Below are 24,373 nucleotides of genomic sequence, written 5' to 3'. Positions count from 1 at the left end.
TTCACTAATCCAACGCCTTGACTTCCAACATCATATCACGTATCTGTGCTGCCAGTTCAAAATCAAGTACTTCGACGGCTTCTTGCATTTGCTTCTCCAGTTTCTTGACGAGTTCTTTGCGTTCTTGTTTGTTGAGGCTATTGATATCGACTACCTTGTCCTCTTCCTTAGCAACTGCCTTGGTTACAGCAATCAGGTCACGGATTTCTTTCTTAATTGTCTGAGGTACAATACCATGTTCTTCATTATAGGCCATCTGGATTTTCCGACGGCGGGCTGTTTCATCAATAGCGCGCTGCATGGACTGGGTCATGGTGTCCGCATACATGATAACATGCCCCTCGCTGTTGCGGGCTGCCCGGCCGATGGTCTGAATCAGGCCACGTTCGTTACGAAGGAAACCTTCCTTATCAGCATCTAGAATAGCAACCAAACTTACTTCAGGCACGTCAATCCCTTCACGGAGCAGGTTGATTCCGACCAAGACATCAAAAACACCCAAGCGTAGGTCACGGATAATCTCTGTCCGCTCCAAGGTCTTGATATCTGAGTGCATGTACTTGACTTTGATCCCCATTTCCTTGAAGTAGTCAGTCAGGTCTTCTGCCATTTTCTTGGTCAAGGTGGTAATAAAGGTTCGCTCATTTTTTTCAACACGGGCATTGATTTCACCTAAGAGGTCATCAATCTGTCCCATAGTCGGACGAACTTCCACTTCTGGATCCAAGAGTCCTGTTGGACGAATGATTTGCTCGATCACTGTCTCGGTCTGTTCATTTTCGTAGTCGCCTGGTGTTGCTGAAACGTAAACAATCTGATGCACATGACTCTCAAACTCCTCCCGACGGAGAGGACGATTGTCCAAGGCTGACGGTAAACGGAAACCATAATTGACCAACATTTCCTTACGCGAACGGTCTCCATTGTACATACCTTTGATTTGCCCCATGGTCATGTGACTTTCATCAATCATAATCAAGAAATCATCTGGGAAGAAGTCAAGAAGCGTATAAGGAGGCTCTCCTTCACTACGACCATCCATGTGACGAGAGTAGTTCTCAACCCCATTTGTATAGCCCATCTCACGTAACATCTCAATATCATACTCTGTTCGCTGTTTCAGACGCTGGGCTTCTAGCAGTTTGCCCTCCTTTTCAAATACAGCTAACTGCTCTTCTAATTCTGCTTGAATTTTCGCAATCGCAACTTCCATGTGGTCGTCATTGGTCACAAAGTGAGTAGCAGGGAAAATCGCCAAATGATCCACTTCTCCCAATACCTGACCTGTCAAAGCCTCAACCTCACGGATACGGTCAATCTCATCACCGAAAAACTCTACTCGAAAAGCGTGTTCATCTCGGGAAGCTGGAAAAATCTCCACCACATCCCCACGAACACGAAATCTTCCCCGTTGGAAATCAATATCATTGCGTTCAAACTGAATATCTACCAAGTCATTCAAAAGTTTGTCACGAGAAATTTCAAGACCTGGACGCAGACTAACGACACTATCGGCGTATTCTTTTGGCGAACCTAAACCATAGATGCAAGAAACAGAAGCCACAACGATGACATCATTGCGCTCCAGAAGTGCTGAAGTCGCTGAGTGACGAAGCTTGTCAATCTCGTCATTGACTGAACTGTCCTTCTCAATATAGGTATCACTAGAAGGAACATAGGCCTCGGGTTGGTAATAGTCATAGTATGAAACAAAGTACTCAACAGCATTTTCAGGGAAAAATTCCTTAAACTCCCCATAGAGCTGACCAGCTAGGGTTTTGTTATGGGCAATGACCAAAGTAGGTTTATTGACTTTGGAAATGACCTGACTCATGGTATAGGTCTTCCCAGTACCAGTCGCCCCCATCAAAATTTGGGCCTTTTCTCCACCCTCGATATTGTCAACCAACTGCTCAATCGCTTGGGGTTGATCTCCTGAAGGTTGGTATTTTGATACTAGTTTAAATTGATTGTCTGTAATCCGATTAATCATAATTACCTCGTACACACTTTCTATCCTTCTATTTTACCATAAATTCCATTAGATTCTTTATCTATTGACTTTAACAAACCCACATTTTTATGTCATATCTTCTTACATAATAATCATTAAAATTTGCCTTCTGACTTTTTTTCTGTTATAATTAAAAAATATTCAGAAAGGAGACTAAAAATGAAGAAAAAAATTCTAGCATGTTTGCTTATTTTATTTCCCATTTTCTCACTAGGAATAGCAAAAGCTGACACTGTTAAATCAAAGTATATTATTGCAAGTGATTCATCTTTTGCACCTTTTGTATTTCAAAATTCAAACAACGAGTACACCGGTATTGATATGGACTTGATTAAAGCTATTGCCAAAGATCAAGGTTTCGAAATTGAAATTACCAACCCAGGATTTGACGCAGCAATCAGTGCTGTTCAAGCAGGACAAGCAGATGGTATCATTGCTGGTATGTCTGTAACAGATGCTCGTAAAGCTACATTTGATTTCTCTGATTCCTACTACACTGCTAATACTATTCTTGGTGTAAAAGAATCTAGTACCATCGCTTCTTATGAAGATCTCAAGGATAAGACAGTTGGTGTAAAAAACGGAACTGCTTCTCAAACGTTCCTTACTGAAAACCAAAGCAAATACGGCTACAAGATTAAAACTTTTTCAGATGGCGCATCTATGTATGACAGTCTCAACACTGGAGCTATCGATGCCGTGATGGATGATGAACCTGTTCTCAAATATTCTATCAGTCAAGGGCAAAAATTGAAAACGCCAATCACTGGAACTCCAATCGGTGAAACAGCCTTTGCCGTTAAGAAAGGCAGCAATCCAGAATTGATCCAGATGTTCAATAAGGGGCTTGCCAACCTCAAAGCAAACGGAGAATTCCAAAAAATTCTCGATAAGTATCTAGCCAGCGGAGCAGCAACTACTTCTACAAGTACGGTTGACGAAACAACTATCTGGGGCTTGCTTCAAAACAACTACAAACAACTCCTTAGTGGACTTGGAATCACTCTTGCCTTAGCACTTATTTCATTTGCAATTGCCATTGTCATCGGTATTATCTTCGGTATGTTTAGCGTTAGCCCATACAAATCTCTTCGTCTGATTTCTGAGATTTTCGTTGACGTTATCCGTGGTATTCCTTTGATGATTCTTGCAGCCTTCATCTTCTGGGGTATTCCAAACTTCATCGAGTCGATTACAGGCCAACAAAGTCCAATCAATGACTTTGTAGCTGGTACTATTGCCCTCTCACTTAATGCAGCTGCTTATATCGCTGAAATTGTTCGTGGTGGGATCCAAGCCGTTCCAGTTGGACAAATGGAGGCCAGCAGAAGCCTAGGTATCTCCTACGGAAAAACCATGCGTAAGATTATCTTGCCGCAAGCAACTAAATTGATGTTGCCAAACTTTGTCAACCAATTCGTTATCGCTCTTAAAGATACAACCATCGTGTCTGCTATCGGACTGGTGGAACTTTTCCAAACTGGTAAGATCATCATCGCCCGTAACTACCAAAGTTTCAAGATGTATGCAATCCTTGCTATCTTCTATCTTGTAATTATCACGCTTTTGACTAGACTAGCGAAACGCTTAGAAAAGAGGATTCGTTAATGGCAAAACTAAAAATTGATGTAAATGATTTGCATAAGTATTATGGAAAAAACGAAGTTTTAAAAGGCATTACTACTAAATTCTATGAAGGAGATGTTGTCTGTATCATCGGTCCTTCTGGTTCTGGAAAATCCACATTCCTCCGTAGCCTTAACCTTCTCGAGGAGATAACGAGTGGCCACATCACAGTGAATGGTTATGATTTGACTGAAAAGTCAACCAATGTCGACCATGTTCGTGAGAACGTGGGAATGGTTTTCCAACACTTCAATCTCTTTCCTCATATGTCCGTCCTAGAGAATATCACTTTTGCTCCTATTGAACACAAACGGATGACCAAAGAAGAAGCTGAAAAATTGGGGATGGAGTTGCTTGAAAAGGTTGGACTAGCAGATAAAGCTAATGCCAATCCAGATAGTCTTTCAGGTGGTCAGAAACAGCGTGTAGCTATCGCTCGTGGACTTGCCATGAATCCTGATATCATGCTCTTTGATGAACCAACTTCTGCTCTTGACCCTGAAATGGTTGGAGATGTACTAAACGTTATGAAGGAATTGGCGGAACAAGGCATGACCATGATCATCGTAACCCACGAAATGGGATTTGCTCGTCAGGTGGCCAACCGTGTTATCTTTACGGCTGATGGTGAATTCCTGGAAGATGGAACTCCAGATCAAATCTTCGACAACCCGCAACACCCTCGTCTGAAAGAGTTCTTGGACAAGGTCTTAAACGTATAAAACAAAACTGTAAGATTCTCCTTACAGTTTTTTAATTACGTATTGGATTTTTTGATTTTTTTGAAAATTATGATAAAATAAAAACTATGACAATGAGGAAATCTCATCCCTAGTCCAACTAGGAAAAAATATAGAAATTAGGTAGCTAGATGTCATCAAAGGTTATTGTTACAATTTTCGGTGCGAGTGGAGATTTAGCTAAACGCAAACTCTACCCTTCCCTTTTCAGACTCTATAAATCAGGCAATCTCTCTGAGCATTTCGCAGTTATCGGAACAGCTCGTAGACCTTGGAGTAAGGAATATTTTGAATCTGTAGTTGTCGAGTCCATCCTTGATTTGGCAGATAGTACCGAGCAAGCCCAAGAATTTGCTAGCCACTTCTACTATCAAAGCCATGATGTGAATGATACGGAACATTACATTGCTTTACGTCAATTACAAGCTGAGCTTGATGAGAAATACCAAGCGGACCACAACAAGCTCTTCTTCTTGTCTATGGCACCTCAGTTCTTTGGAACCATTGCCAAGCACCTCAAATCTGAAAACATTGTTGATGGTAAAGGTTTTGAGCGCTTGATCGTTGAGAAACCATTTGGTACAGACTACGAAACAGCTAGCAAACTCAATGAAGATCTCCTTGCTGCCTTTGATGAGGAGCAAATCTACCGTATCGACCATTACCTAGGTAAAGAGATGATTCAGAGTATCTTTGCTGTTCGTTTTGCCAACATGATCTTTGAGAATGTTTGGAACCGTGAGCACATTGATAATGTGCAGATTACCTTTGCGGAACGCTTGGGTGTTGAGGAACGTGGTGGCTACTATGATGAATCTGGTGCCCTCCGTGACATGGTTCAAAACCACACTCTCCAGCTTTTATCTCTTCTAGCCATGGACAAGCCTGCCAGCTTTACAAAAGATGAGATTCGTGCTGAAAAGATAAAGGTATTTAAAAATCTCCACCAACCAAGTGAGGAAGAATTAAAAGAACACTTTATCCGTGGTCAATACCGTTCTGGAAAGATCGATGGTAAGAAGTATATTTCCTATCGTAGCGAACCAAATGTCGACCCTGAATCTACAACAGAAACCTTTGCCTCTGGTGCCTTCTTTGTAGACAGCGATCGTTTCCGTGGCGTTCCTTTCTTCTTCCGTACTGGTAAACGTCTGACAGAAAAAGGCACTCATGTCAATATCGTCTTTAAGCAAATGGACTCTATCTTTGGAGAATCTTTGGCACCAAATATCTTGACTATCTATATCCAACCAACTGAAGGCTTCTCTCTTAGTCTCAATGGTAAACAAGTAGGTGAAGAATTTAACCTGGCACCAAGTTCTTTAGATTATCGTACAGATGCTACCGCTACTGGGGCTTCACCAGATCCATACGAAAAGCTAATCTACGATGTCTTGAACAACAATTCTACCAACTTTAGCCACTGGGACGAGGTGAGTGCTTCTTGGAAATTGATTGACCGTATCGAAGAGCTCTGGGCTGAAAATGGTGTTCCACTCTACGATTATAAAGCTGGAAGCATGGGGCCACAAGCTAGCTTTGACTTACTTGAGAAGTATGGAGCCAAATGGACCTGGCAACCAGATATCGCCTATCGTGAAGATGGCCGTTTAGAATAGCAAAAATATCCTGCAAGATTGACTTGCAGGATATTTATTTTATATTAAATCAAGCCTTCTAAGAGACCTTTCATAAAGTTTTCTGAGTTAAATTCCCCGATATCATCGATTTTTTCACCGAAACCAATCAATTTTACAGGGATATTAAGTTCTTCGCGGATGGCTAGTACAACACCACCTCGGGCAGTACCGTCAATTTTTGTCAAAACAATTCCTGTCAATGGTGTTATCTTAGAAAATTCCTTAGCTTGTACCAGGGCATTCTGTCCAGTTGAAGCATCGAGTGCCAGGAAGGTTTCATGGGGTGCTTCTGGAACGACACGCTTGATAATACGACCAATCTTTTCCAACTCGGCCATAAGGTTGTCTTTGTTTTGCAGACGACCTGCTGTATCAATCATAAGGATATCAATCCCTTCAGCTACAGCACGTTCCATGCCATCAAAGACCACACTTGCTGGATCAGCCTTTTCAGGCCCCGTCACAACAGGAACATCCACACGGCGACCCCATTCAGCTAGCTGGGCCACTGCCCCTGCACGGAAGGTATCTGCCGCAACCAGCATGACTTTCTTGCCAGCTTGTTTGTAGCGGTGAGCTAGTTTCCCGATAGAAGTTGTCTTCCCAACACCGTTAACACCAACAAAGAGCATGACTGTCAAGCCTTCTTGGAAATGGATTTGTTCGTCGTAGTTGTCATCCTTCTCATAGAGTTCAACTAATTTCTCGATAATGACACGGCGAAGTGCGTCCGGTTTCTTAGCGTTTTCGAGTTTAGCTTCATAGCGTAGTTCTTCTGTTAAGTTTGAAGCGACCTGCACACCGACGTCGCTCATGATGAGCAGTTCTTCCAATTCTTCGAAGAAGTTTTCATCGACAGAGCGGAAGTTGGCAAAGAAAGCATTCAAACGAGCACCGAATCCTGTACGGGTTTTCTTGAGACTGCGGTCATATTTTTCCTGAACGGTTTCTTCAGGTTGGGGAAGTTCTTCTTCTACTACTTCAGACGCTAGCTCTTCTTCTGTTTCTAAGTTCTCTTCTTCAAGAACTTCTTCTGCCTCTTGGCTTTGCTCTGTCTCATCAACTTCTAGCTCAACCTCTTCTTGAGCCATTTCCTCGACTGCTTCTGGCTGAATCACTTCTTCTATCAAGACCTGAGCAAGTGTTTCTTCCACTTTGTCTCTTGCTGTCTCTTCCTGACTTGTTTCTTCATCAGCCGTTTGATTTTCTTCAATCTCTTCTGACAAATCAAGATTTTCCAGAGCTTCTTTTACAATATCTTCGATTTTCGGCTCTTCTTTTTTCCCGAATAAACGGTCAAATAATCCCATATTCTAATTCTCCTTTAGCACATATTGTTCGATAGCCCAGGCAACGGCTTCTTCGTCGTTGGTCATCGGGGTAATGACATTGGCAACTGCCTTAACTGCTGGAACTGCATTTTGCATGGCAACTCCCAGACCTGCCCACTCAATCATAGAAAGGTCATTGGCCTCGTCCCCACAAGCCATGACTTGGCTTTGGTCGATACCAAGGTGTTTAATTAATTTCGCTAAACCTGTTGCCTTATGGACGTTTTTCGGTGACCATTCCAATAGCATTTCACGCGATTTGAAAATTTCATATTGGTCAAATAACTCTGGAGAAATCTTTTGAATGGCCGCATCCAAGGGTTCTTGGGCAAAGGCAGTCACACATTTATTATAAGTTATCTGACTAGAAAGATCTTCAAAAGCGACAGGCACGAAAGTCAGGGCTGGATTAAACTTAGCATAGAGACTCTCTTGGCCCGATTGGATTTGATAGACTGTTCCTTCTGAAATGGCATCTAATGGAAGTCCTAGTTTTTCAGTTTCCTCGTACAATCGTGTCACATCGTCGATTGAAAAGACTGTTTTATCTAGGATTTCACCTGTATTTTTCTGAACCAAACCACCATTAAAGGTGATGGTGTACTCGTCCTCCTGACCGTCAGTCCCTAGCTCATGGAGAAAGAAATCCATAGCTTTCAGAGGACGCCCCGTTGTCAATACGACCTTGATGCCACGATCACGCGCAGCTTTTAAGACTGCCTTAGTTCGATCTGTCAGCCTTTTATCCGTTGTCAGTAAGGTACCATCCAAATCAAGTGCAATCAATTTTATATCTGCCATTACAAGCCCTCCATATAAGCCATCACTGACTGGTCCTTGTGGTGGCCAATCACTGCTTCTGCTAATTCTAAAATCTCTGGTCGCGCATTTTCAGGAGCGATTGGATGCCCCACAACCTGCATCATGTGAAGGTCATTGAGATTATCGCCAAACGCCATGACCTGATCCATGGTCAGACCAAGTTTTTTTGCCAGCTCAACAATAGCCACCCCCTTATCAACATAGTCCAAGACAATATCGATAGATTCAAAACCAGTTGTCATGGCATTGACGCCAGGAACGTTTTCGTTGACCCAGACCTCACCAGCTTCTATCGTTTCTTCCGTGAAGTTGGTGGTGAATTTAAAAATCTCATCTGTGATATCTTCTAAACTCGCTACTTTTTGAATGTTTTCATTGTAGTGACGACTAAACATGAGATAAGTCTCATCCACTGTATCCAAAACATAACAAGCTTTTTTCCCAGTCAAGAGCATTTTTCTTTCATCAAAATAGGGTGATTTCTTTAAAGCTTCAAAAGTGCTCAAGTAAAAATCCCGAGACATAGTAGCTTCGTACATATCCTCACCATGAAACTCAACATAGCTCCCATTTTCAGCTATAAAAATCACTTCATCACGCACATCTGCAAACAACTTTTTCAGGGACAGAATACCACGACCTGAAGCCACTGCAAAATAAATTCCCTTTTCCTTGTAGGAAACAAGTACGTTTTTGAGGCGTTCCATATCAAACCGACCCTCTCCATCTAGAAAGGTTCCATCCATATCGGTTGCTACAAGTTTAATCATAAAATCCTTCATACTCCAATTGATAAATCTACCTTCTATTATACCATAGATAAGCTGAAAAAGGACTAGTACAGTCGGATTGACTACTGGATAGTAGGTCTTTTTCGATAAATGAAATAAAAAATAATGTTTTTAATTTAACCCAATAGACCAATAAATATTCACAACACTATCATGAAGTAACAAAAAACTGATCAGCTATCTAACTTAAGCTCTATACTATCTGTGGTTGAAGCACGGAAAAAACTCTCCTACTAAAAGAGTTTTTCTTGATAATTCTTACAAAAGGAAGGAGCTCTCCTACAACTTTTATTCATATTTATATGTTATGTTTTCTAAAAATTTCAACTATTCCTACCAAACAAAAGGCGAACAAATTCTCCTGCTTCCTAGCAGACAAGAATTTGCTCGCTTTTTTGGTGCCTTGGAGACAGACAAAGACACACAGCCAATTCCTTATAGGTAAGGTAGAACAACAGTACAAATTTGGGAGCCTGTGATAAAGACTGGTGTAAGTCTCAATTCCTTATAGGTACGGTAGAACTAACCTAGACTATCCTATAGTGCGCAGATTATCCGAATGGGATAAAGTCTCAATTCCTTATAGGTAAGGTAGAACGAAAGGTGACTCAATTGTAATTGATTACACTCGTCTTTTCGATGGCAAACGGTCTCAATTCCTTATAGGTAAGGTAGAACAGTCCCCATTACTTTGCCGGAAGGTATTCATCCGCCAACCTTATTGTCTCAATTCCTTATAGGTAAGGGATAACGAAAACCTATTGGATGGGTGTAAAAGCTGATGGTGTGTATAGTCTCAATTCCTTATAGGTAAGGTATAACGGAAGACGACGAAACTAAGCCGGTTGTACTGATTTATTCAGGAGAGTCTCAATTCCTTATAGGTAAGGGATAACGAACACTTAGTCCAAAACTTTCAAATTCTGAAGTTCGCGAAAAGTCTCAATTCCTTATAGGTAAGGTAGAACGCAAAAATTTAGTTCATGATAATGATTCATCTGTCTCTAGAACAAGTCTCAATTCCTTATAGGTAAAGTAGAACCAACACATCAACTAACAAGAGAACTGTTATTGGTGTATGGATAAGTCTCAATTCCTTATAGGTAAGGTATAACGCTTCGGAAATTTAAAAGGCATTACCATCGGCGAAAAAGTCTCAATTCCTTATAGGTAAGGTATAACAAAAAATCAAGAATAGAAAAATGACCGCAATTGCAGCTATCTTTGTCTCAATTCCTTATAGGTAAGGTATAACTAGTTTGATTTTTTCTGGAAATTCTCTGATATTGGCAGAGAGTTTGAGATGTCTCAATTCCTTATAGGTAAGGTATAACGAGAAAGGCTAATGAGTTGAAGCAGAAATATGGTCTAGCAGGTGCGTCTCAATTCCTTATAGGTAAGGTATAACATGAAATTAACAAATGGGCTGAAGCTCAACCTACAATTGATGGCACGTCTCAATTCCTTATAGGTAAGGTATAACAACAGCATTTTCGCTGTTTCTAGATTGATTGTATCAAAAAATAGGGCTTTTTTCAAGATTTCAATGAAAAAAGTCGGTCGATCTTTTTTGTCCTAACGCTTATAAACAGCTTGGTTGACAGCTTTTGAAAAAGATACAAAATATCGAAAAGATCGACCGACTTTTTGAAAGATAAAATCAGAAAAATCGCATGGAGAGGACACTTCATGCGATTGATTGACTGACTATGACATCACTTTAATCCCTAAAGAATAAAGTCATTGGATTCTACCATACCGATTTGGATCTTCTTGGTGTATTTGGGGGATTCCAACTGATAAATCTGTACAGAATCTGTCTGAGGTTCTATAATATTGGCTAATTCTTTTTGTAAAGCGCTCAGCTTGGCTGGAGTAATATGCCCTTCAAAGACCGACTTTTGCACATGAACCAAGTATTTTCGGCAAGTTTTCAAAACCTTAGTCACGCGCTTGCGATGTACATCGTATGTCAAGATAATATACATTTATTTTCTCTTTTTGAAATAGAAGTAAGCAATTGTCAGAAGGGAAATGAGCAAAGTAAGCCAAGATGAATAGGCCAGACTCAGATTACATATTGTCAAACAATTATCCTGCAGTTCTTTGATATTCGGAACAATTGCTAACGCAATACTTAAAACGGTTAGCACTAATACTCTGTCATTCAATTTATTACTTGCTTCCGTCTGGCTGATATCATGCAGTTCTCTGATTTGACTGTCCAGGAGATTGATATGCTTCTCGATATAGAGTGAGGTTTGCAGCAATTCGTAGATTTCCACTGCTTGCTCCTGCGGGCACAGCTCTGGAAGCAAAAATTGATTTTTAAAGGTCGTGTAAGCCTTCTGCAGCTTCAGTTTATCAGAAACTCTAGCATTGACCTTATCTCCCGCATCCTTGGAATACTTCAAAATACCAATCCTCTGACTGAGCGTAATCAAAGCCAAGTCCAGATATTCCGACAAAAAGTAGCCTTTGAGGAAATACTCTGGAAAATCAGAACTACTCATAAAAATCATCGAGTGCTGACTGGCCATATAAAGACTTCCCTCAGCTGACCACCTCGTATAGAGAAGCTTTTCCAGCTCTGTCTTCAGCATATCTCGACTCAGACACGTTGAATCTCCCTTATCAACATATAAAATGCTATAAAGAAGCTTCATCTCCTCTAAACTCTGCTCCGAACCATCAAAATTCGCCCAATTCGCCGTTTTATAAATCAAGTCCTCTACTTCAGGAACCATCATATAACTCATCACATACATCCGGTCATCAATGATGATTTCCAGATGAGGCTTAGACTCAAACTGCGAAATATCCTCTGGAAATATCGCTTCCTCATGCAAACCAAAGAAATCCTGTAAAATTTCTTTCGGAGCCGACATGATTCCATAGGAAGAAATCAAGTCGCACGGCTGTGGAGGCTCGTTAAGTTTTTCACTCTTAATCAGTTCAATATTATTTGGTGAGACTAAACCACACAACAATGGAGTCAAAAAAGGAGCATAGAGATGGCGACCATACTGGTTGATGTTTTTAATATCTTCCAATTCATCATAGTAACGATTTTCCATTGAAAAAATCAGGAAACCTGCTTTTAAATTTGGAAAATAACGAAGCATGATATAGTCAAGCGTCAGATCATAACATTCAAGTTTGTTGATTTGATTATAATAAGAAATCCGATACACATCACCTTTTTCTAAGCCAGTATAAGCATAGTTTGTGACCAGCTCAGGATTGCGGAAAATCAGCTCCTCTGCTTCTTTATTGAAATATCGCCGATAAGCGTACTTTAACCGCTCGCTTTTTTCAGCATCTTCTAAGTTTAGATAGGGAAGCTCATTAGCATCTTGGCTGAGTTTCTTCCACTTGGAAGACTTCGGAAAAGACTCCAGTTCCTTGGCCGCAAAGGGTAAGACAAAGATATGGTGACTATATACAGATTGACTCTCAGACATAAACAACCTCCGATTCAAATATCTCCTCATGAAAACACTTCCAATATACCACAAAAAACTTGCTCCCGCAAGTTTTTTCAGTTGAAGCAACCAATTCCTTATAGGTAAGGTATAACAAATTCAAACTAGAAACACAATATTTAATATTTAATCCCTCTATAGTTAAACATTCGTCTCAATTCCTTATAGGTAAGGTATAACATGTGCTGGCCGACCATGGATTTATATGTCCATCTGGTTTGTCTCAATTCCTTATAGGTAAGGTATAACAAAAAGCTCATCGCATTGCAAATAAAATGAACCAAGGCAAAGAGGTCTCAATTCCTTATAGGCAAGGTAGAACAAGAAGCAGGATTGTCACCGAAAGGTGAGTTCTATATGTGGGTTCTGAAGTCTCAATTCCTTATAGGTAAGGTAGAACAGTTTATTGATTAATCTTGCTGATCTTGCTGAATTACAGTAAGTCTCAATTCCTTATAGGTAAGGTAGAACTTTTCTCATTCGACGCAGAGACTAACGGACTCTGGGGACAAGCGTCTCAATTCCTTATAGGTAAGGTATAACGTCCAACTTATAGTGTTCAAGTCACTCACTGGGACACTTCAGATCGTCGCCCAAAGATAATGTCTCAATTCCTTATAGGTAAGGTAGAACGATTCACGTCAGGTTGAGAAGCCACATTACCTAGACCCACATTGTCTCAATTCCTTATAGGTAAGGTATAACCAAAGAGCTGCTGGGAGAAATTAAAAAGTCTCATAGGAGACAGTCAAATCTCAATTCCTTATAGGTAAGGTATAACAGAATCACGAATTGAGGTTCTGGCTTTTGTTGTAGGAAGCAACGTCTCAATTCCTTATAGGTAAGGTATAACAACAGTATTTTCGCTGTTTCTAGATTGATTGTATCAAAAAATAGGGCTTTTTTCAAGATTTCGATGAAAAAAGTCGGTCGATCTTTTTGTACCCATCGCTCATAAAACGCTTGGTTGACAGCTTTTTAAAAATATACAAAATATCGAAAAGATCGACCGACTTTTTAATAGTATTTGTAGGGTTTAAAGCGTTTCAAGTCCCCATCTTGCTGCAATATTCTCTTAAACTGCCGTATGTCGTGCTGGATGAGCTGGGCATAGGTATAGGTCGAGCCTCCCATGACTAGCCTCGTCTGTAGCTTTTCCTCAAAACTTCGCAAGACGATATACTTCCCTTCACGATTCAGATAAACCGATCCGTCTTCCCTTTCTTCAAAATGATCTGTAGTATTAATTTGATGTTTATTGATCAAGCTCAAAATCACTCGATCCACGATAACTGGCTTCATATAATCCGCAAAATCCAGATGCAAACTATAAGGACGATTATTTGAAGCATGCAGCACTCCGATTTTAGGATCTAGTCTAGCCTGCCAGATCAAGCGCAGAACACGACTATACAAAATCGTATTGCAAAAGCTAATCAAAGCATTTAGTGGATCTCAAGGTGGCCGCTTGGTTCGCTTAACAAAAGAAAAACCACTTTGATTCAAAATCTCATTAAACATAGGATAGTATATCTGCTTGACCCGTGCCTCTAAAAGCATCAAATCATCGACCGACTTTTTGCGATGAACTTCCTTAATCGCCATCGTCAAGTCTTTCTCAATCGCTAAAAGAAGCTTATTGGACTTATATCTTTTAAGATAATAGCGACAGTTTGCCCGCAAATTATGAAAATGCGATAATTCAAACTGCTTGGACAACAGCAAACGCTTCTCCTCGTCCAGATACACTTGGCACTGCTTCAATAAAAGCGGAGCTGGACTCTTCATGGTCTCAGGAATAACGAAAACATCTCACTCACCAAGCAGTCTTTGGATGATACGACTTGATAGTCTGACATCATCTAGCGCATTATGTAGTCTTCCTTCGAAATGCGAAACTAAATCCAGTCGGTTTCCAATGGGTTCAAATCCTCTTGCGTACAAAAGACTGGCAACATCAATAATAGGGAAAGGAGCCAAAAATGCTCTATTTTTCCTATCCTTTTCTATTATCTTATGGAAAAGCCGACTCTCTACAGGAAAGGGTACATCTGCAAAGCAACGCGCGGAAATCCTATAAGTACACCAGAGCTGCCAGACCTCTTCCAAAAGTTCCTCTTCTGTAGCAAAGGCTTGGTAAGCTCCGATGTAGGGAATGACATGTTCCAACACCCAGGCTTCTTTTGTCTCCGCGATCTGCTTAGGTATACCACCGTAGAAAGAAGCTACTTCCGTTCCATCTAACTTTGTGACCAAAACAGCCATGGTCAGCAGAGGTCCATAAAGTCCATCCACCTCAGCATCTACAATAAAACGATACTCCATTTAATATCTCCATTTCTGAGAAAAAGACCAAAGCTTATCAGAAATAGTCTCCGATTTTTGATCAAGATTATCAAAAAAGTTTTCCCATTCCCTCAGCAATTCTTCCGTTTCCGAAAAATCAACATCGTTTTTGCCAGTATAGCCCTTCATCATTTTTTCCAATTGATGAAGGGTAGTTTTTAATTTTTCGTAAGTATTAGATTTTTCCCTTGCAACTTCTCGCAGCTAATTTTAGCTGCATAGATTGGGATGGAGCGTAGTTCCAGCGTGAAACTATCTTGGTTTCTCATACATACTTTAATAGCCTTGTCATAGCAATTCAGGCTGTCTTCCATTTTTCCCTCAAAACGATAATAATTAGCAAAATTCCAATATACTATCTCCATAGGATGATGAAAAATTTTCTCCGTAGTGACTAACTTTGTTAACTTATTTCGCTTGTGAAATGAAAAGAACTCTTGATAGATTGGATGTTTGACAAAGGCAGTATAAAGTAGTTTAGCAAATTCTATATCCTGCTGATAAGCCTCAGTCATGATTAAAGAGTAATACATGGCATAGAACTGTTGACTAATGGTTGGCTCTTGTCGCTCAACCCTATCCCAAAAATCTTGAATCACAACCTCATCTATCTCACTATCCATCCTATGATCATAGTCAATCGCTAAAATCAACCAATGAAGCGCAGCTTTAGCATCCTTTCTCAGAAGTTCAATTCTACTACGATATTGCCGATGGCGTTCCAATTCTCCTGGGAAACTCGGATACTGTTGCAAGCCCTCATCAGATAAACGGATAATAGTCTCTAATTTAAAATCTTCCTGCTGGGTTTGAAACAAGAGACTATAGATTTCCATACAGAGAACATCCCCATAGTATTCGGACTTCAAGGATTGAAAATAATTTGAAATTGAATCATAAGCTAACAATAAATCTAGCAGCTCTTTAAAAATAACTCGGAGATCTGCCATTAAGTGAGAAGCTTTTTTTATACTGACCACTGTCAATATAAAATACAGCGAGTTTTTCCTTGATTCGATAGAGACTAAAAAGATTTTCTAAGCTATTTTCAGAAATCTTTACCAATTCCAAACTTTGAGAAATGACTTGACCTGCTTGACAAGAACGGCCAGAACGCAGGTAGACATCGCTTAGTTGCAGGAATACTTCAAAGGTAAACAACTCATATGGATACCTTTTATCTCTTAAAAGTGGCAGTAGTTGATCACAAATCTCTGTAAATATCTCAATAGATTTCTCATAATCATCCTGTCTCGCTGTATAAGCTAAAATCTCCGAAGCAAACTGTTTTAATTGCGACTTCAGTACTCTATAACTCAAATACTTCATTCGGTCGACAATCAGATGTAAATATGTTCCCTTGGTCTTTATAGTTTGGGAGGTATAGTATTCCATCAGAGCTTCTGATACATCGTTTTGAGCAAGCAAAAATCGGATGCGACTGTCTGAAGACAGTGTTGACAGAGAAAATACATAAGAATCCTCAAATAAATTGCGCAAGACTGCTCTCTGATCTCGAAAAACTGGAAGGTCTCGCAAATACATCCGCCGAATATTCGAAGCAAAATCCGCCAAAATTAACTTTTGTGATTCCGTCGCTTTTTTCAACTGAAATTGAACATCTGTCCCAGAACGATAGCTGACTTCACTTGTTTTTAAACTCGTTGTAAAGGAACGCTTATATTCAGACTCCTGAATATGGACACGCTCCTCTATACCTTTTCGAGCTACACGACTGGCAATGATAATATTCAATCTAATATCACCATATTTTGCCTCTAATAGCTGCGTGAGTTGCACGAGACCCTCGGATAAGATTTGTAAATACAGTTGTCTATTGTCTCCATTTCCCTGCCACTCAATATTTTCAAAAAAGATATAACGCGCATCCGTCTGATTTTTAAATTCAATCAATTTAGGAATAACATATTGCTTTTTCTGATTTGGGGTCATATTCATCGCATGATTTAATGAGTCATCATTAAGAATGCTAGAAAAGTTAAAGTTTTTAATAGCAGCCTTTTCAACTAGCACACCACCGAGAAAAGAGTAAATTTCCTCTCTTTGAGACTCAGAATCTGCAAATTTTCCACTTTCATCCAGCCACAACTCAAATTGTTTCATAAAAGCTTCCTCTGCTACTCTAACTGTCCGAAACCAACATTCGTTTTGGCGCCAATGCCTACATCAGTCAAGATGCTTTTAAATAACTCTATTTTTTCTTTAACCGTAACCTTAACTCCGTCTGAAAGCTGACAATCTTTCAGATAAAAGCCAAACTCAAAAGAGATCCCAGGCTTAACTTTCAGACAGTTGATTGGAATAGGATTCTTGATAATGTCACTATGAGGCGTAATGAATTCCAACGCTAGGCACTGTTGCTTCGTTTTATTTTTAGAAGTTGGATAAGCATCTAAAAAGACATCATTATCTTCAAAAATATCATCTTTCAAGCCATAGATTTCTTCATCAGAAAGTTCTGGTTTAAGAAGTGACTGAATATACTTCATCTTTTGTTGATTAATATCATCTTTGGTATCTTCTTTCCTAGGAAAGACGCTTTTCAGTATCCCTTTGACAGAGGAGCCAGGTATATAGGGCAGTCCCGTTACATAATCAAAAGAAAAGCCAGAATAAATAGAACCCTTTGATTTCAAATCATGGGGATTGCCCGTTCCTATCATGAGACCAGGATAAATAGTTTCCAAAGAAAAGGTTTTGACACTTGCTACACCTTTTGAAGCATTCTTCAAATGCTCCAGAGGTGATAGAGAAAGGTCAAATTTAAAATCCTGCAAAGCCATATTTCTATCACGAAATTGCTCCTCACTAGATTTTTTTTGCCTACCCAGTTCATAAACTAAACCTGATGCTCCTTTCCTCTCCTCTAATCCTTTAAAATATTCATGATAGTAGATATAAGACATGTTTTTTGAACTAAACATCATCCTTACCCTCCATTTTTCTCGTCTTCCTTGACTTTTTGATCTTTTGACTCAATTTCAAACAAGTTTAACCCTAGTTTGATTGCGATTGCTGCATGCAATACATCCTCTTTAATAGCGAAACTCTCATTATCATTTTTGAACGATGTAACATACTCAAACAAGGTGGTTTCTTTAATGGCTGTGTTTTCTTTCTTCAATACCTCCAAAATCATAACAGGTAGCTTGGTACGATCTTCTTTGGCATTTTTTGATGCAGCCGAATAGTAGGCAACTGCTGCAGGGAGACTTCCCATAGTAACCGCCGCTCCAAAAGAAGCGATATATCCTCGAAACTCATTTGGAATTGGCTCCGAAAGCTCTTTTTTAATCACCTCAACAGCAATAGGAAGCAACCGATTAATTCTGTTCTTGTCCATTGTTTGCTCCTTCTTCATTTCTTGAAATCACTTTAATAACCTTGCAAAGTCCATAACCTACAGAAGCATTTGCACCAAACTGGATGATTTTCTCTCTCACCGAATCTGTAAAAATCTCTAAAAGGTTTTCTGACTCACTGGTTGAAGCCACCACTGCAAAATAGAAAATCGATTTGTGGGGCACAACTTCCTCATACCACAAATTAGTTTGTTCTCCGACACTATTCCGAGCAATTACTGGTAAACCATATTTTTCGTAGCAAGAATTATCTAAGTCCAGAGTTATCTCCTCATCTCCGCCCTTTATATCTTCTATTGAAACATCTTCTAATTGAAAATTTGCAATCATTTGGTTAAAATCTTCACAGGCTGTTTTCGGAGCGTGTATTGAATACGGCTTGTCCTCACCACTTATCGAGCGAATTGGCAGGGCTAGTAGATTCGCGCTAAGAAATTTTAATGCTCCTGAAGTAGTAACCTTACTACTTTCCGAACCGAATATTTCATCAATGTTCGACAAGTCGTTTTCTTCAAAGAAGGCTCTCAGAGCACCTTTAACGCCTGAGGAGTTAATCGTCGGAAATCCCGTCACAACATCTCGCTCCACTTCGTTATCAATGATGTTAAAATTAACATCTCCATTTCCTACATGCAAATTTGTTAAACATTCAATGACAAAAATTTTTGCTTTCATTTTTTACTCCTTACTCCCCTGTAATTTTATAAATAGTATTATAACCTGCTGGCTCTAAACCAGTTTTTACCGAAATAGCACCATCACCATAAAAGACGCTCCCTGCCTTATAAAGAAGACTAGATCCTTGTAAATCAAGTCCTTTTAGACGATTTTCCTTAAGGTCTGTATGAAGCTGACGAACTAGTTTTTCCTCTAAGATCGCAAAGCCTGTCACATCATTTAAGAGGCACACATCTGAGAGGCAGTAATGCCAGGTTTGCCCTTTTGGAGTATGTTTCTGGAAATGCTTTGTGATTTCACTTTCTAAATTATTTTCATTATTTTCAGATTTTTGAACAGAAACCTTGAAGAGTGTACCTTTCTGCCCCATAGGAACAATACTGTCTTTCAATGTAATATCACCATTAACCTTTACATAGACTCCAAACTCGTAGTCCTTATGTAGCTGATGTACCTCTCGCTTAAATAGGCGGTCAGCATCAAAATTTTTGGATAGTTTTTCTAATTCTTCTTGAAAGTGATTTTTTTCCCCTTTGTTGTACTTTTCTAACAAATCCATAAAATCATTGATAAACTCGGTTAAACTAAGATTGCTATTCCTATCTAAATTAGAAACTTCCTGTTTCATATCTTCATTCACAAACAACTTACACAAATCTCGAAGATTTTGCTTCAGTTTCACCAGATCATTCTGCGTAACACGCCTTACACCAGTCGCTACCTTAGTCATAAAAATATCTTCGATTACTTCTAGACAGCCCGTATTAATATTATAATAGCCATTTCCATACCCTTCTTTAGGATTATATTCCTTAGATTTAGGAAGAGCGATTTCACCAAAACTAGTTGGCAGTGTAATTTCTTCCTCTAGTATCATTGGTTCAAACTGAGCAATCCCCTCTCTCCCCTGCTTGTTGTTAAAAGGATTTGGTATGACGATTTCCTCACTATTTTTACATATTTTACGAAGAAAGATAGGAGAGATTTTTTCTAATTTTCCGAAATCTTGAACACCTCCATTTAGAGAAAAACTCTTCACTCCGATTAGAGCTTCGATATCATTTCGCGTATTCCCATCATACTGAAAATCCTGCTTCAGCTTAATCCCATTACTGACTAAGATAAGATAGCGTATCATCCCAAAGACTGTGGACTGTTCAGGAACGCGATTAGTGCGGATAAAATAAGGAGCGTATTCATCCTCCGAATAGTTATTTTTACCGACAAAGCTAAAGCGTCTATCTGAACCAAAAGAATAGTCTCCTAGCGGTCTAAACGTCACAAGATAGTCTGTCATCACTTACCTCCCTGCCAAAACTTTACCAAAAATAAAATAGCCTGCAACTCCTTGGTATAGTATTCCCCTATACTTATGTTTCGTTTTGTACAAACCCCATCAACCTTTACTTTCGTAACTGGCTTATGATACTCTTTCAAATAGTTGTCATAGAAACATTTAGCTATTTTTCCCAGATAGTCATGATAGGCCAACTGGTTAGGATTGTTAAAGTTATTTAAAAATCTGGTTTTATATTCTTGAAGGTCAAATGCATTCTGTGAGGTCTTCTCAAATAACAACTTAAAAATAATTTCTGTATCTTGTAGATTATAGAGGACAGATTCCAGTGCTTGATCGTTCGTAGTTGCTCGATATTTTATCAGATTATCTATGGCCTCCAACTTCTCATTTTCTACCATCAATTGAACGGTTTTTCCGCTGTGTTTTACTAACTCTATCCCCAGACGATTACCGCAGCTTTCTTTACCCTTATAAAGTTGAACTCTAGCTCTTTCCAGTGCTTCATATAGAGGATATTTTACATACTGAACAGCAACACCAAAGGACAAGCTGACATTGATGCTATCATCTGGCAGATTTACTTCTTTCAGACCTTGTTTCAATGTTTTTTTGAACATTTCATCCAATTCACTACATAAGGAGAAAAGAGAATGAACAGGAGCAATAAACAGTAAATCATCCCCACCAGCATAAATAGTCATCCCGCCATAATCTCCGACAAGCTTAGCCGCTTCACCAGCATAGTCTAAACAAGCCCTCGAAAAACTGTTTATCCTATCAGATTGTTCAGAAATATCTACATCTCTACATAAAGCTTTCAAAAGAGTTCCGACCTTATCTCCATCTGAATTAACGACTGCATAGTATTCGCTTCTGGTCGGTGCTACCTCACCATCAGGAATCTCTTCAGAGGAGTTTTCCTCTTTCTTTCGAGATAGAGCAATGTCTTCAATTGATTTTAAATCTGAACTATCATCTGGATGTTTTATAACCAACTGACTATTTGGTTTGGTATCTGTAAATAGCTTACTTTCTTTAATATAGATATTCCGATTGCCTTTCTTGCCTGCAAAGAACGAAGCAAATAAGTTCATATCTGTTCTTCCCTTACCCGCTGCCATCAGCTCCAGCGCATCCAAAGCATCATTCAGTATTATAGCTATGTTATTTCCAGCTTTTTCTCTTTTTCCTATAATTTCGTTTATAGTTCCTTCATTAAGAAGAACAAAATCAATTCTCAGATAATTGTTAATAAAATTCTCAATCTGCCCTGAATTAAACTTTCCAAATTTCCCAGCCATTTCTTTCTTCACTGCTGAAATTATATTCTTTAATTCTTCCTCAGTTACTGTATTATCATCAACTGAAAGTAAAATCCGATCATGGTAACGACCAATACCATCTTCTTGTGGATTTTGATTACTATTAAAATCATAAAACGGTGAAAAAATCTTAACATTTGGAATCCCAACAAGTTTTTCACAGAGCGTCTTTGTCACCGTTGAGAAAAAATAACTGCCAAACCACAAACCTGCCGGAGAGATCGCCTCTCCAATGGTTTTAAAAATCGGACCGATTGTTATACCTACATATTGCATTTATTCATCTCCTTTGGGGTGGTATTTAACTATTTGTGGACCTTTGATTTTATTCACTTCTTTATTATAATAACTAACGGCCTCTTCTAAAAAATCTTCTAAACAAAATTCATTTGAATCTGGAGTGTATAATTCTAGTTCCTCTGGTTTAACTTTCGGATCGATACCGTTACTATTCTTCACATCCTTACCAAGTTCATAAGTGAAAATAAATTTTTGGTTCCATATCTGCTCGTCAATTTGTTTAGGAATAATATAAATAATCTTATTAATAACCTTAAACGTTAAAGGAGAAGGGAAACGTTCGATAGTTTCATCAGCATGTGAAATTTTAATATTCACATCAACTGCACCACCTTTTTGCCTTCTTTGATCCTTAAAAGCAAAGGAAGAAGATAGACCAAGCAATGCTCTAACGTAACACTCTTTATGGCTATTAATTTTGGGTTCCTGTTTTACTTTGTTTTGATTTGAAGCGTATGGATGATCTATTATTTCTGTTTTTAAAACAACTTTTTCATTTTTTATTCCCTTCTCATTCATATGTATAAACAAAAAACCTTTTATATATTCCTTATGATTAATCCCTCCTTTAATAATCTTATAGAAGTTTTCAATAATCCTAAAAATCTTTTTTATTGCTTCAAACTTAGCTAACTTTCCAACTAGCTTATTACAATCTATCTTATATAATGTTTTTAAGCCAAACTCTTCCATTAAGATTTTTTCAATATTTTCTTGCTCAACCTGATCATTTTTCTCAGAATCAATTGTGAAACTGCCATATCCTTTTCCTTGGGCAGCTCCAAAATTTGTCACTATGAAAAAGTTTTTGATATGCTTAACTATCAATTTCTGAAGAATAGGATCAAAACAAGTAATGACTATTCTTGGATTAGTTATAACCATTCTTTTTTGGTCCTTAGCATAATAGAGAGGGATATCAACATATTCATCTGCAACTTTTTCATCTATCACCTCTTTCTTTTTTTCTATAAACTTCATCTTATAAGGTAACAGTTCATAGGTTGCAAGTTCCTCAGGTTCCTTCGTCCAAATATATTTATCAAATTTCGGCTTCACTTCACTAGCCCTAAGAGTAGCCCCTTTAGCATTCGTACTAGGTTGGAAATGAATGATTGGCGCATGACATTTTAAGTCAAGCTCTAACTTACAATTCCTAAATTCCATATCCATTTTATCCTCCTATTCTTCAATTACAAACATTCCGAATCCCATCGAATTCTTCTCACCAAGCCCAACTTGATAGAGGAAATCCAACACCTCCGCATCTCCTCTTATCTCAAATTCTCCTTTCCAACCCGTTATGAGATAATCTTTGTATTTGGTAACAAATTTATTTTTTAAAGAAAAATTTATCGGCTCTATATCAAATCTACCTGTCGGTACTTTATGACAATAAGCTTGATATTTCCTCGCAAAATTCTCCATGATTCTGCTCTTAAATTCCGTATCAAACGGATTGTAATACAATGTTTTTTTGGTGTCAGCATCTGTAGAACGAACCACCAAGGGAGAAATCATCCGAATCTTATAAGAAGTCCCCGTTAATTTCTTCTGTTCAATTTTTACATTTAAAATTTTTACAAGGTTTCGACCAATTCGCAATTCATCTAGATTTGACAAAGCCTCTGCAATAGTGAATAAAATGGATTGATCAATCGTTCTAATTTCAAAACGCACCTTATCAAGAAACTCTATTCGTTTTCCTTGTATTTTATATTGACCTTGCAATAGTGAAAATGTAAAAAGCTTAAAATGTTTGTCCTCAAACTGATGACCTATCTCATGAAGTTGCGCAGACAAGTCTTCCTTATTTTTCAATAAATTATAAATCATCGATTGAAGAAGGTAATTATAGTTTACTGGCAAGATAAACTGATCAATTTTTTGCAGTTCAATTAATAATTGCATCCTACATTCCTCCCTGAGTTAAAATACGTCTTCTTATATTATAGATATTACAATTTTTTGTAACCGCTGTCAAATCATATTGTTACAGTTTATCATCTTAAATCAACTGTGAAATCACTGCTTGCTCTTCAAATCAAATAAATAGTGCTACAACTTGTTGATGCCAATAATTCAGCATTCAAAAATTTTGCGGTAGATTTAGCTAATACAAAATTAAAATAGACGAGAATAACTTAGCAGTTAGTTTGTTTGTTCATAAGAATCAATCTATTAATTTGTTAAACTTCTCAAATATTTTAATTCATCAGCATTGAGTTTCTACTGATAAAGGAACTGAACCATTATATGAATTCTACATGCAGCCAATATCATATGCTTAATTCAAATAGTAATTTTTAATATACGAACGATGAATACAACAATTTGCTAGTGAGTCATCGTATTCAACATTCAAATGGTGATAAAGACTTTCCACACGATAATAACAATTTTGAATCATTTTATACAACAATCACAGTATTGGGTATAAAGACTTTAAAGCTGAATTGTTTAGTTACCTAAACTTCTTCATCAAAAGATGACTAACCTTCAAATTTTTCCAAAAATGTGTTTAGAATATTGACAAAATGCATGTTTTTCTTTGGTTACAAAAGGGAAAATGAATGAACTAGTTTGCAAAGCTTT

The 24,373-nt window shown here is 38.4% G+C and carries 19 protein-coding genes, 1 pseudogene and 2 CRISPR repeat arrays; of the genes and pseudogenes, 3 read left to right on the top strand and 17 right to left on the bottom strand.

What is annotated here, in order from left to right:
• Positions 1 to 4 precede the first annotated feature (4 nt).
• On the bottom strand, positions 5 to 1,993 hold the full coding sequence (uvrB, locus tag SORDD05_RS01595; protein WP_061416798.1) for an excinuclease ABC subunit UvrB: 1,989 nt from the start codon (positions 1,991 to 1,993) through the stop codon (positions 5 to 7).
• Between the two features lie 180 nt (positions 1,994 to 2,173).
• Between uvrB and SORDD05_RS01590 the strand changes: the two genes are divergently transcribed.
• The 3 genes from SORDD05_RS01590 (at position 2,174) to zwf (ending at position 5,999) form a co-directional block, all read left to right on the top strand.
• On the top strand, positions 2,174 to 3,622 hold the full coding sequence (locus SORDD05_RS01590) for an amino acid ABC transporter substrate-binding protein/permease (protein ID WP_081102441.1): 1,449 nt from the start codon (positions 2,174 to 2,176) through the stop codon (positions 3,620 to 3,622).
• Positions 3,622 to 4,362: an amino acid ABC transporter ATP-binding protein gene (locus SORDD05_RS01585; RefSeq protein WP_061416797.1), complete on the top strand. Its 741-nt coding sequence runs from the start codon at positions 3,622 to 3,624 to the stop codon at positions 4,360 to 4,362. The genes SORDD05_RS01590 and SORDD05_RS01585 overlap by 1 nt, the downstream gene beginning before the upstream one ends.
• A 149-nt stretch (positions 4,363 to 4,511) precedes the next feature.
• Positions 4,512 to 5,999: a glucose-6-phosphate dehydrogenase gene (zwf, locus tag SORDD05_RS01580; protein ID WP_061416796.1), complete on the top strand. Its 1,488-nt coding sequence runs from the start codon at positions 4,512 to 4,514 to the stop codon at positions 5,997 to 5,999.
• A 44-nt stretch (positions 6,000 to 6,043) separates the two neighbouring features.
• Here the strand turns inward: zwf and ftsY are convergent, their stop codons facing one another.
• The 16 genes and pseudogenes from ftsY to cas6 form a co-directional block, all read right to left on the bottom strand.
• Positions 6,044 to 7,330 carry a signal recognition particle-docking protein FtsY gene (gene ftsY / locus SORDD05_RS01575; protein WP_061416795.1) on the bottom strand — a complete coding sequence of 429 codons (1,287 nt, stop codon included), beginning with the start codon at positions 7,328 to 7,330 and terminating at the stop codon, positions 6,044 to 6,046.
• A gap of 3 nt (positions 7,331 to 7,333) precedes the next feature.
• A complete protein-coding gene (locus SORDD05_RS01570) occupies positions 7,334 to 8,152 on the bottom strand; it encodes a Cof-type HAD-IIB family hydrolase (protein ID WP_061416794.1) in 819 nt (272 codons plus the stop codon).
• On the bottom strand, positions 8,152 to 8,943 hold the full coding sequence (locus SORDD05_RS01565) for a Cof-type HAD-IIB family hydrolase (RefSeq protein ID WP_061417785.1): 792 nt from the start codon (positions 8,941 to 8,943) through the stop codon (positions 8,152 to 8,154). Before SORDD05_RS01565 ends, SORDD05_RS01570 begins: the two co-directional genes overlap by 1 nt.
• Positions 8,944 to 9,388: 445 nt before the next feature.
• Positions 9,389 to 10,441: a CRISPR direct-repeat array (repeat unit 23 nt; unit sequence GTCTCAATTCCTTATAGGTAAGG).
• Positions 10,442 to 10,691: 250 nt separating this feature from the next.
• Positions 10,692 to 10,952 (bottom strand): CRISPR-associated endonuclease Cas2, encoded by a 261-nt coding sequence (cas2, locus tag SORDD05_RS01560; RefSeq protein WP_061416793.1) that lies wholly within the window; start codon positions 10,950 to 10,952, stop codon positions 10,692 to 10,694.
• Positions 10,953 to 12,428: a hypothetical protein gene (locus SORDD05_RS01555; RefSeq protein WP_061416792.1), complete on the bottom strand. Its 1,476-nt coding sequence runs from the start codon at positions 12,426 to 12,428 to the stop codon at positions 10,953 to 10,955.
• Positions 12,429 to 12,515: 87 nt separating this feature from the next.
• Positions 12,516 to 12,988: direct repeats of the CRISPR family, unit length 25 nt; unit sequence GTCTCAATTCCTTATAGGTAAGGTA.
• A 478-nt stretch (positions 12,989 to 13,466) separates the two neighbouring features.
• Positions 13,467 to 14,237, bottom strand: a pseudogene (gene cas1 / locus SORDD05_RS10210) (CRISPR-associated endonuclease Cas1).
• A 24-nt stretch (positions 14,238 to 14,261) separates the two neighbouring features.
• Positions 14,262 to 14,774, bottom strand: coding sequence for a 3'-5' exonuclease family protein (locus tag SORDD05_RS01540; protein WP_061416789.1), 513 nt, complete (start codon positions 14,772 to 14,774; stop codon positions 14,262 to 14,264).
• A 179-nt stretch (positions 14,775 to 14,953) separates the two neighbouring features.
• Entirely contained in the window at positions 14,954 to 15,631 is a 678-nt protein-coding gene (locus SORDD05_RS01535; protein WP_155718804.1) for a hypothetical protein, read from the bottom strand.
• Positions 15,632 to 15,719: 88 nt separating this feature from the next.
• Positions 15,720 to 16,919, bottom strand: coding sequence for a hypothetical protein (locus tag SORDD05_RS01530; protein ID WP_061416787.1), 1,200 nt, complete (start codon positions 16,917 to 16,919; stop codon positions 15,720 to 15,722).
• A gap of 14 nt (positions 16,920 to 16,933) precedes the next feature.
• A complete protein-coding gene (gene cmr6 / locus SORDD05_RS01525; protein ID WP_061416786.1) occupies positions 16,934 to 17,743 on the bottom strand; it encodes a type III-B CRISPR module RAMP protein Cmr6 in 810 nt (269 codons plus the stop codon).
• 2 nt (positions 17,744 to 17,745) lie between these two features.
• Positions 17,746 to 18,159, bottom strand: a complete 414-nt coding sequence (locus SORDD05_RS01520; protein ID WP_223327673.1) for a hypothetical protein — start codon at positions 18,157 to 18,159, stop codon at positions 17,746 to 17,748.
• On the bottom strand, positions 18,140 to 18,853 hold the full coding sequence (locus SORDD05_RS01515; protein WP_061416784.1) for an RAMP superfamily CRISPR-associated protein: 714 nt from the start codon (positions 18,851 to 18,853) through the stop codon (positions 18,140 to 18,142). The genes SORDD05_RS01520 and SORDD05_RS01515 overlap by 20 nt, the downstream gene beginning before the upstream one ends.
• A 10-nt stretch (positions 18,854 to 18,863) precedes the next feature.
• Positions 18,864 to 20,153, bottom strand: coding sequence for a hypothetical protein (locus SORDD05_RS01510; protein ID WP_061416783.1), 1,290 nt, complete (start codon positions 20,151 to 20,153; stop codon positions 18,864 to 18,866).
• A complete protein-coding gene (gene cas10 / locus SORDD05_RS01505; protein ID WP_061416782.1) occupies positions 20,153 to 21,754 on the bottom strand; it encodes a type III-B CRISPR-associated protein Cas10/Cmr2 in 1,602 nt (533 codons plus the stop codon). Before cas10 ends, SORDD05_RS01510 begins: the two co-directional genes overlap by 1 nt.
• On the bottom strand, positions 21,755 to 22,951 hold the full coding sequence (locus SORDD05_RS01500; protein WP_061416781.1) for a hypothetical protein: 1,197 nt from the start codon (positions 22,949 to 22,951) through the stop codon (positions 21,755 to 21,757).
• Between the two features lie 9 nt (positions 22,952 to 22,960).
• Positions 22,961 to 23,689, bottom strand: coding sequence for a CRISPR-associated endoribonuclease Cas6 (gene cas6 / locus SORDD05_RS01495; RefSeq protein WP_061416780.1), 729 nt, complete (start codon positions 23,687 to 23,689; stop codon positions 22,961 to 22,963).
• Between the last annotated feature and the right edge of the window lie 684 nt (positions 23,690 to 24,373).

It is taken from the genome of Streptococcus oralis (genome assembly GCF_001578705.1).
Classification (GTDB): domain Bacteria; phylum Bacillota; class Bacilli; order Lactobacillales; family Streptococcaceae; genus Streptococcus; species Streptococcus oralis_J.
The sequence above is the reverse complement of the archived record's forward strand: the minus strand, read 5'-3'. Positions and strand labels throughout refer to the sequence as shown.

Excerpts from the sequence above, each read along its gene's own strand:
- SORDD05_RS01510 (WP_061416783.1), bottom strand. The coding sequence starts at position 20,153 with ATGACAGACTATCTTGTGACGTTTAGACCGCTAGGAGACTATTCTTTT.
- SORDD05_RS01535 (WP_155718804.1), bottom strand. The coding sequence starts at position 15,631 with ATGGAAATCTATAGTCTCTTGTTTCAAACCCAGCAGGAAGATTTTAAA.
- SORDD05_RS01585 (WP_061416797.1), top strand. The coding sequence starts at position 3,622 with ATGGCAAAACTAAAAATTGATGTAAATGATTTGCATAAGTATTATGGA.
- cas10 (WP_061416782.1), bottom strand. The coding sequence starts at position 21,754 with ATGCAATATGTAGGTATAACAATCGGTCCGATTTTTAAAACCATTGGA.
- cmr6 (WP_061416786.1), bottom strand. The coding sequence starts at position 17,743 with ATGATGTTTAGTTCAAAAAACATGTCTTATATCTACTATCATGAATAT.
- SORDD05_RS01565 (WP_061417785.1), bottom strand. The coding sequence starts at position 8,943 with ATGATTAAACTTGTAGCAACCGATATGGATGGAACCTTTCTAGATGGA.
- SORDD05_RS01515 (WP_061416784.1), bottom strand. The coding sequence starts at position 18,853 with ATGAAAGCAAAAATTTTTGTCATTGAATGTTTAACAAATTTGCATGTA.
- SORDD05_RS01530 (WP_061416787.1), bottom strand. The coding sequence starts at position 16,919 with ATGAAACAATTTGAGTTGTGGCTGGATGAAAGTGGAAAATTTGCAGAT.
- cas6 (WP_061416780.1), bottom strand. The coding sequence starts at position 23,689 with ATGCAATTATTAATTGAACTGCAAAAAATTGATCAGTTTATCTTGCCA.
- SORDD05_RS01570 (WP_061416794.1), bottom strand. The coding sequence starts at position 8,152 with ATGGCAGATATAAAATTGATTGCACTTGATTTGGATGGTACCTTACTG.
- zwf (WP_061416796.1), top strand. The coding sequence starts at position 4,512 with ATGTCATCAAAGGTTATTGTTACAATTTTCGGTGCGAGTGGAGATTTA.
- uvrB (WP_061416798.1), bottom strand. The coding sequence starts at position 1,993 with ATGATTAATCGGATTACAGACAATCAATTTAAACTAGTATCAAAATAC.
- SORDD05_RS01540 (WP_061416789.1), bottom strand. The coding sequence starts at position 14,774 with ATGGAGTATCGTTTTATTGTAGATGCTGAGGTGGATGGACTTTATGGA.
- cas2 (WP_061416793.1), bottom strand. The coding sequence starts at position 10,952 with ATGTATATTATCTTGACATACGATGTACATCGCAAGCGCGTGACTAAG.
- SORDD05_RS01520 (WP_223327673.1), bottom strand. The coding sequence starts at position 18,159 with ATGGACAAGAACAGAATTAATCGGTTGCTTCCTATTGCTGTTGAGGTG.
- SORDD05_RS01590 (WP_081102441.1), top strand. The coding sequence starts at position 2,174 with ATGAAGAAAAAAATTCTAGCATGTTTGCTTATTTTATTTCCCATTTTC.
- SORDD05_RS01500 (WP_061416781.1), bottom strand. The coding sequence starts at position 22,951 with ATGGATATGGAATTTAGGAATTGTAAGTTAGAGCTTGACTTAAAATGT.
- SORDD05_RS01555 (WP_061416792.1), bottom strand. The coding sequence starts at position 12,428 with ATGTCTGAGAGTCAATCTGTATATAGTCACCATATCTTTGTCTTACCC.
- ftsY (WP_061416795.1), bottom strand. The coding sequence starts at position 7,330 with ATGGGATTATTTGACCGTTTATTCGGGAAAAAAGAAGAGCCGAAAATC.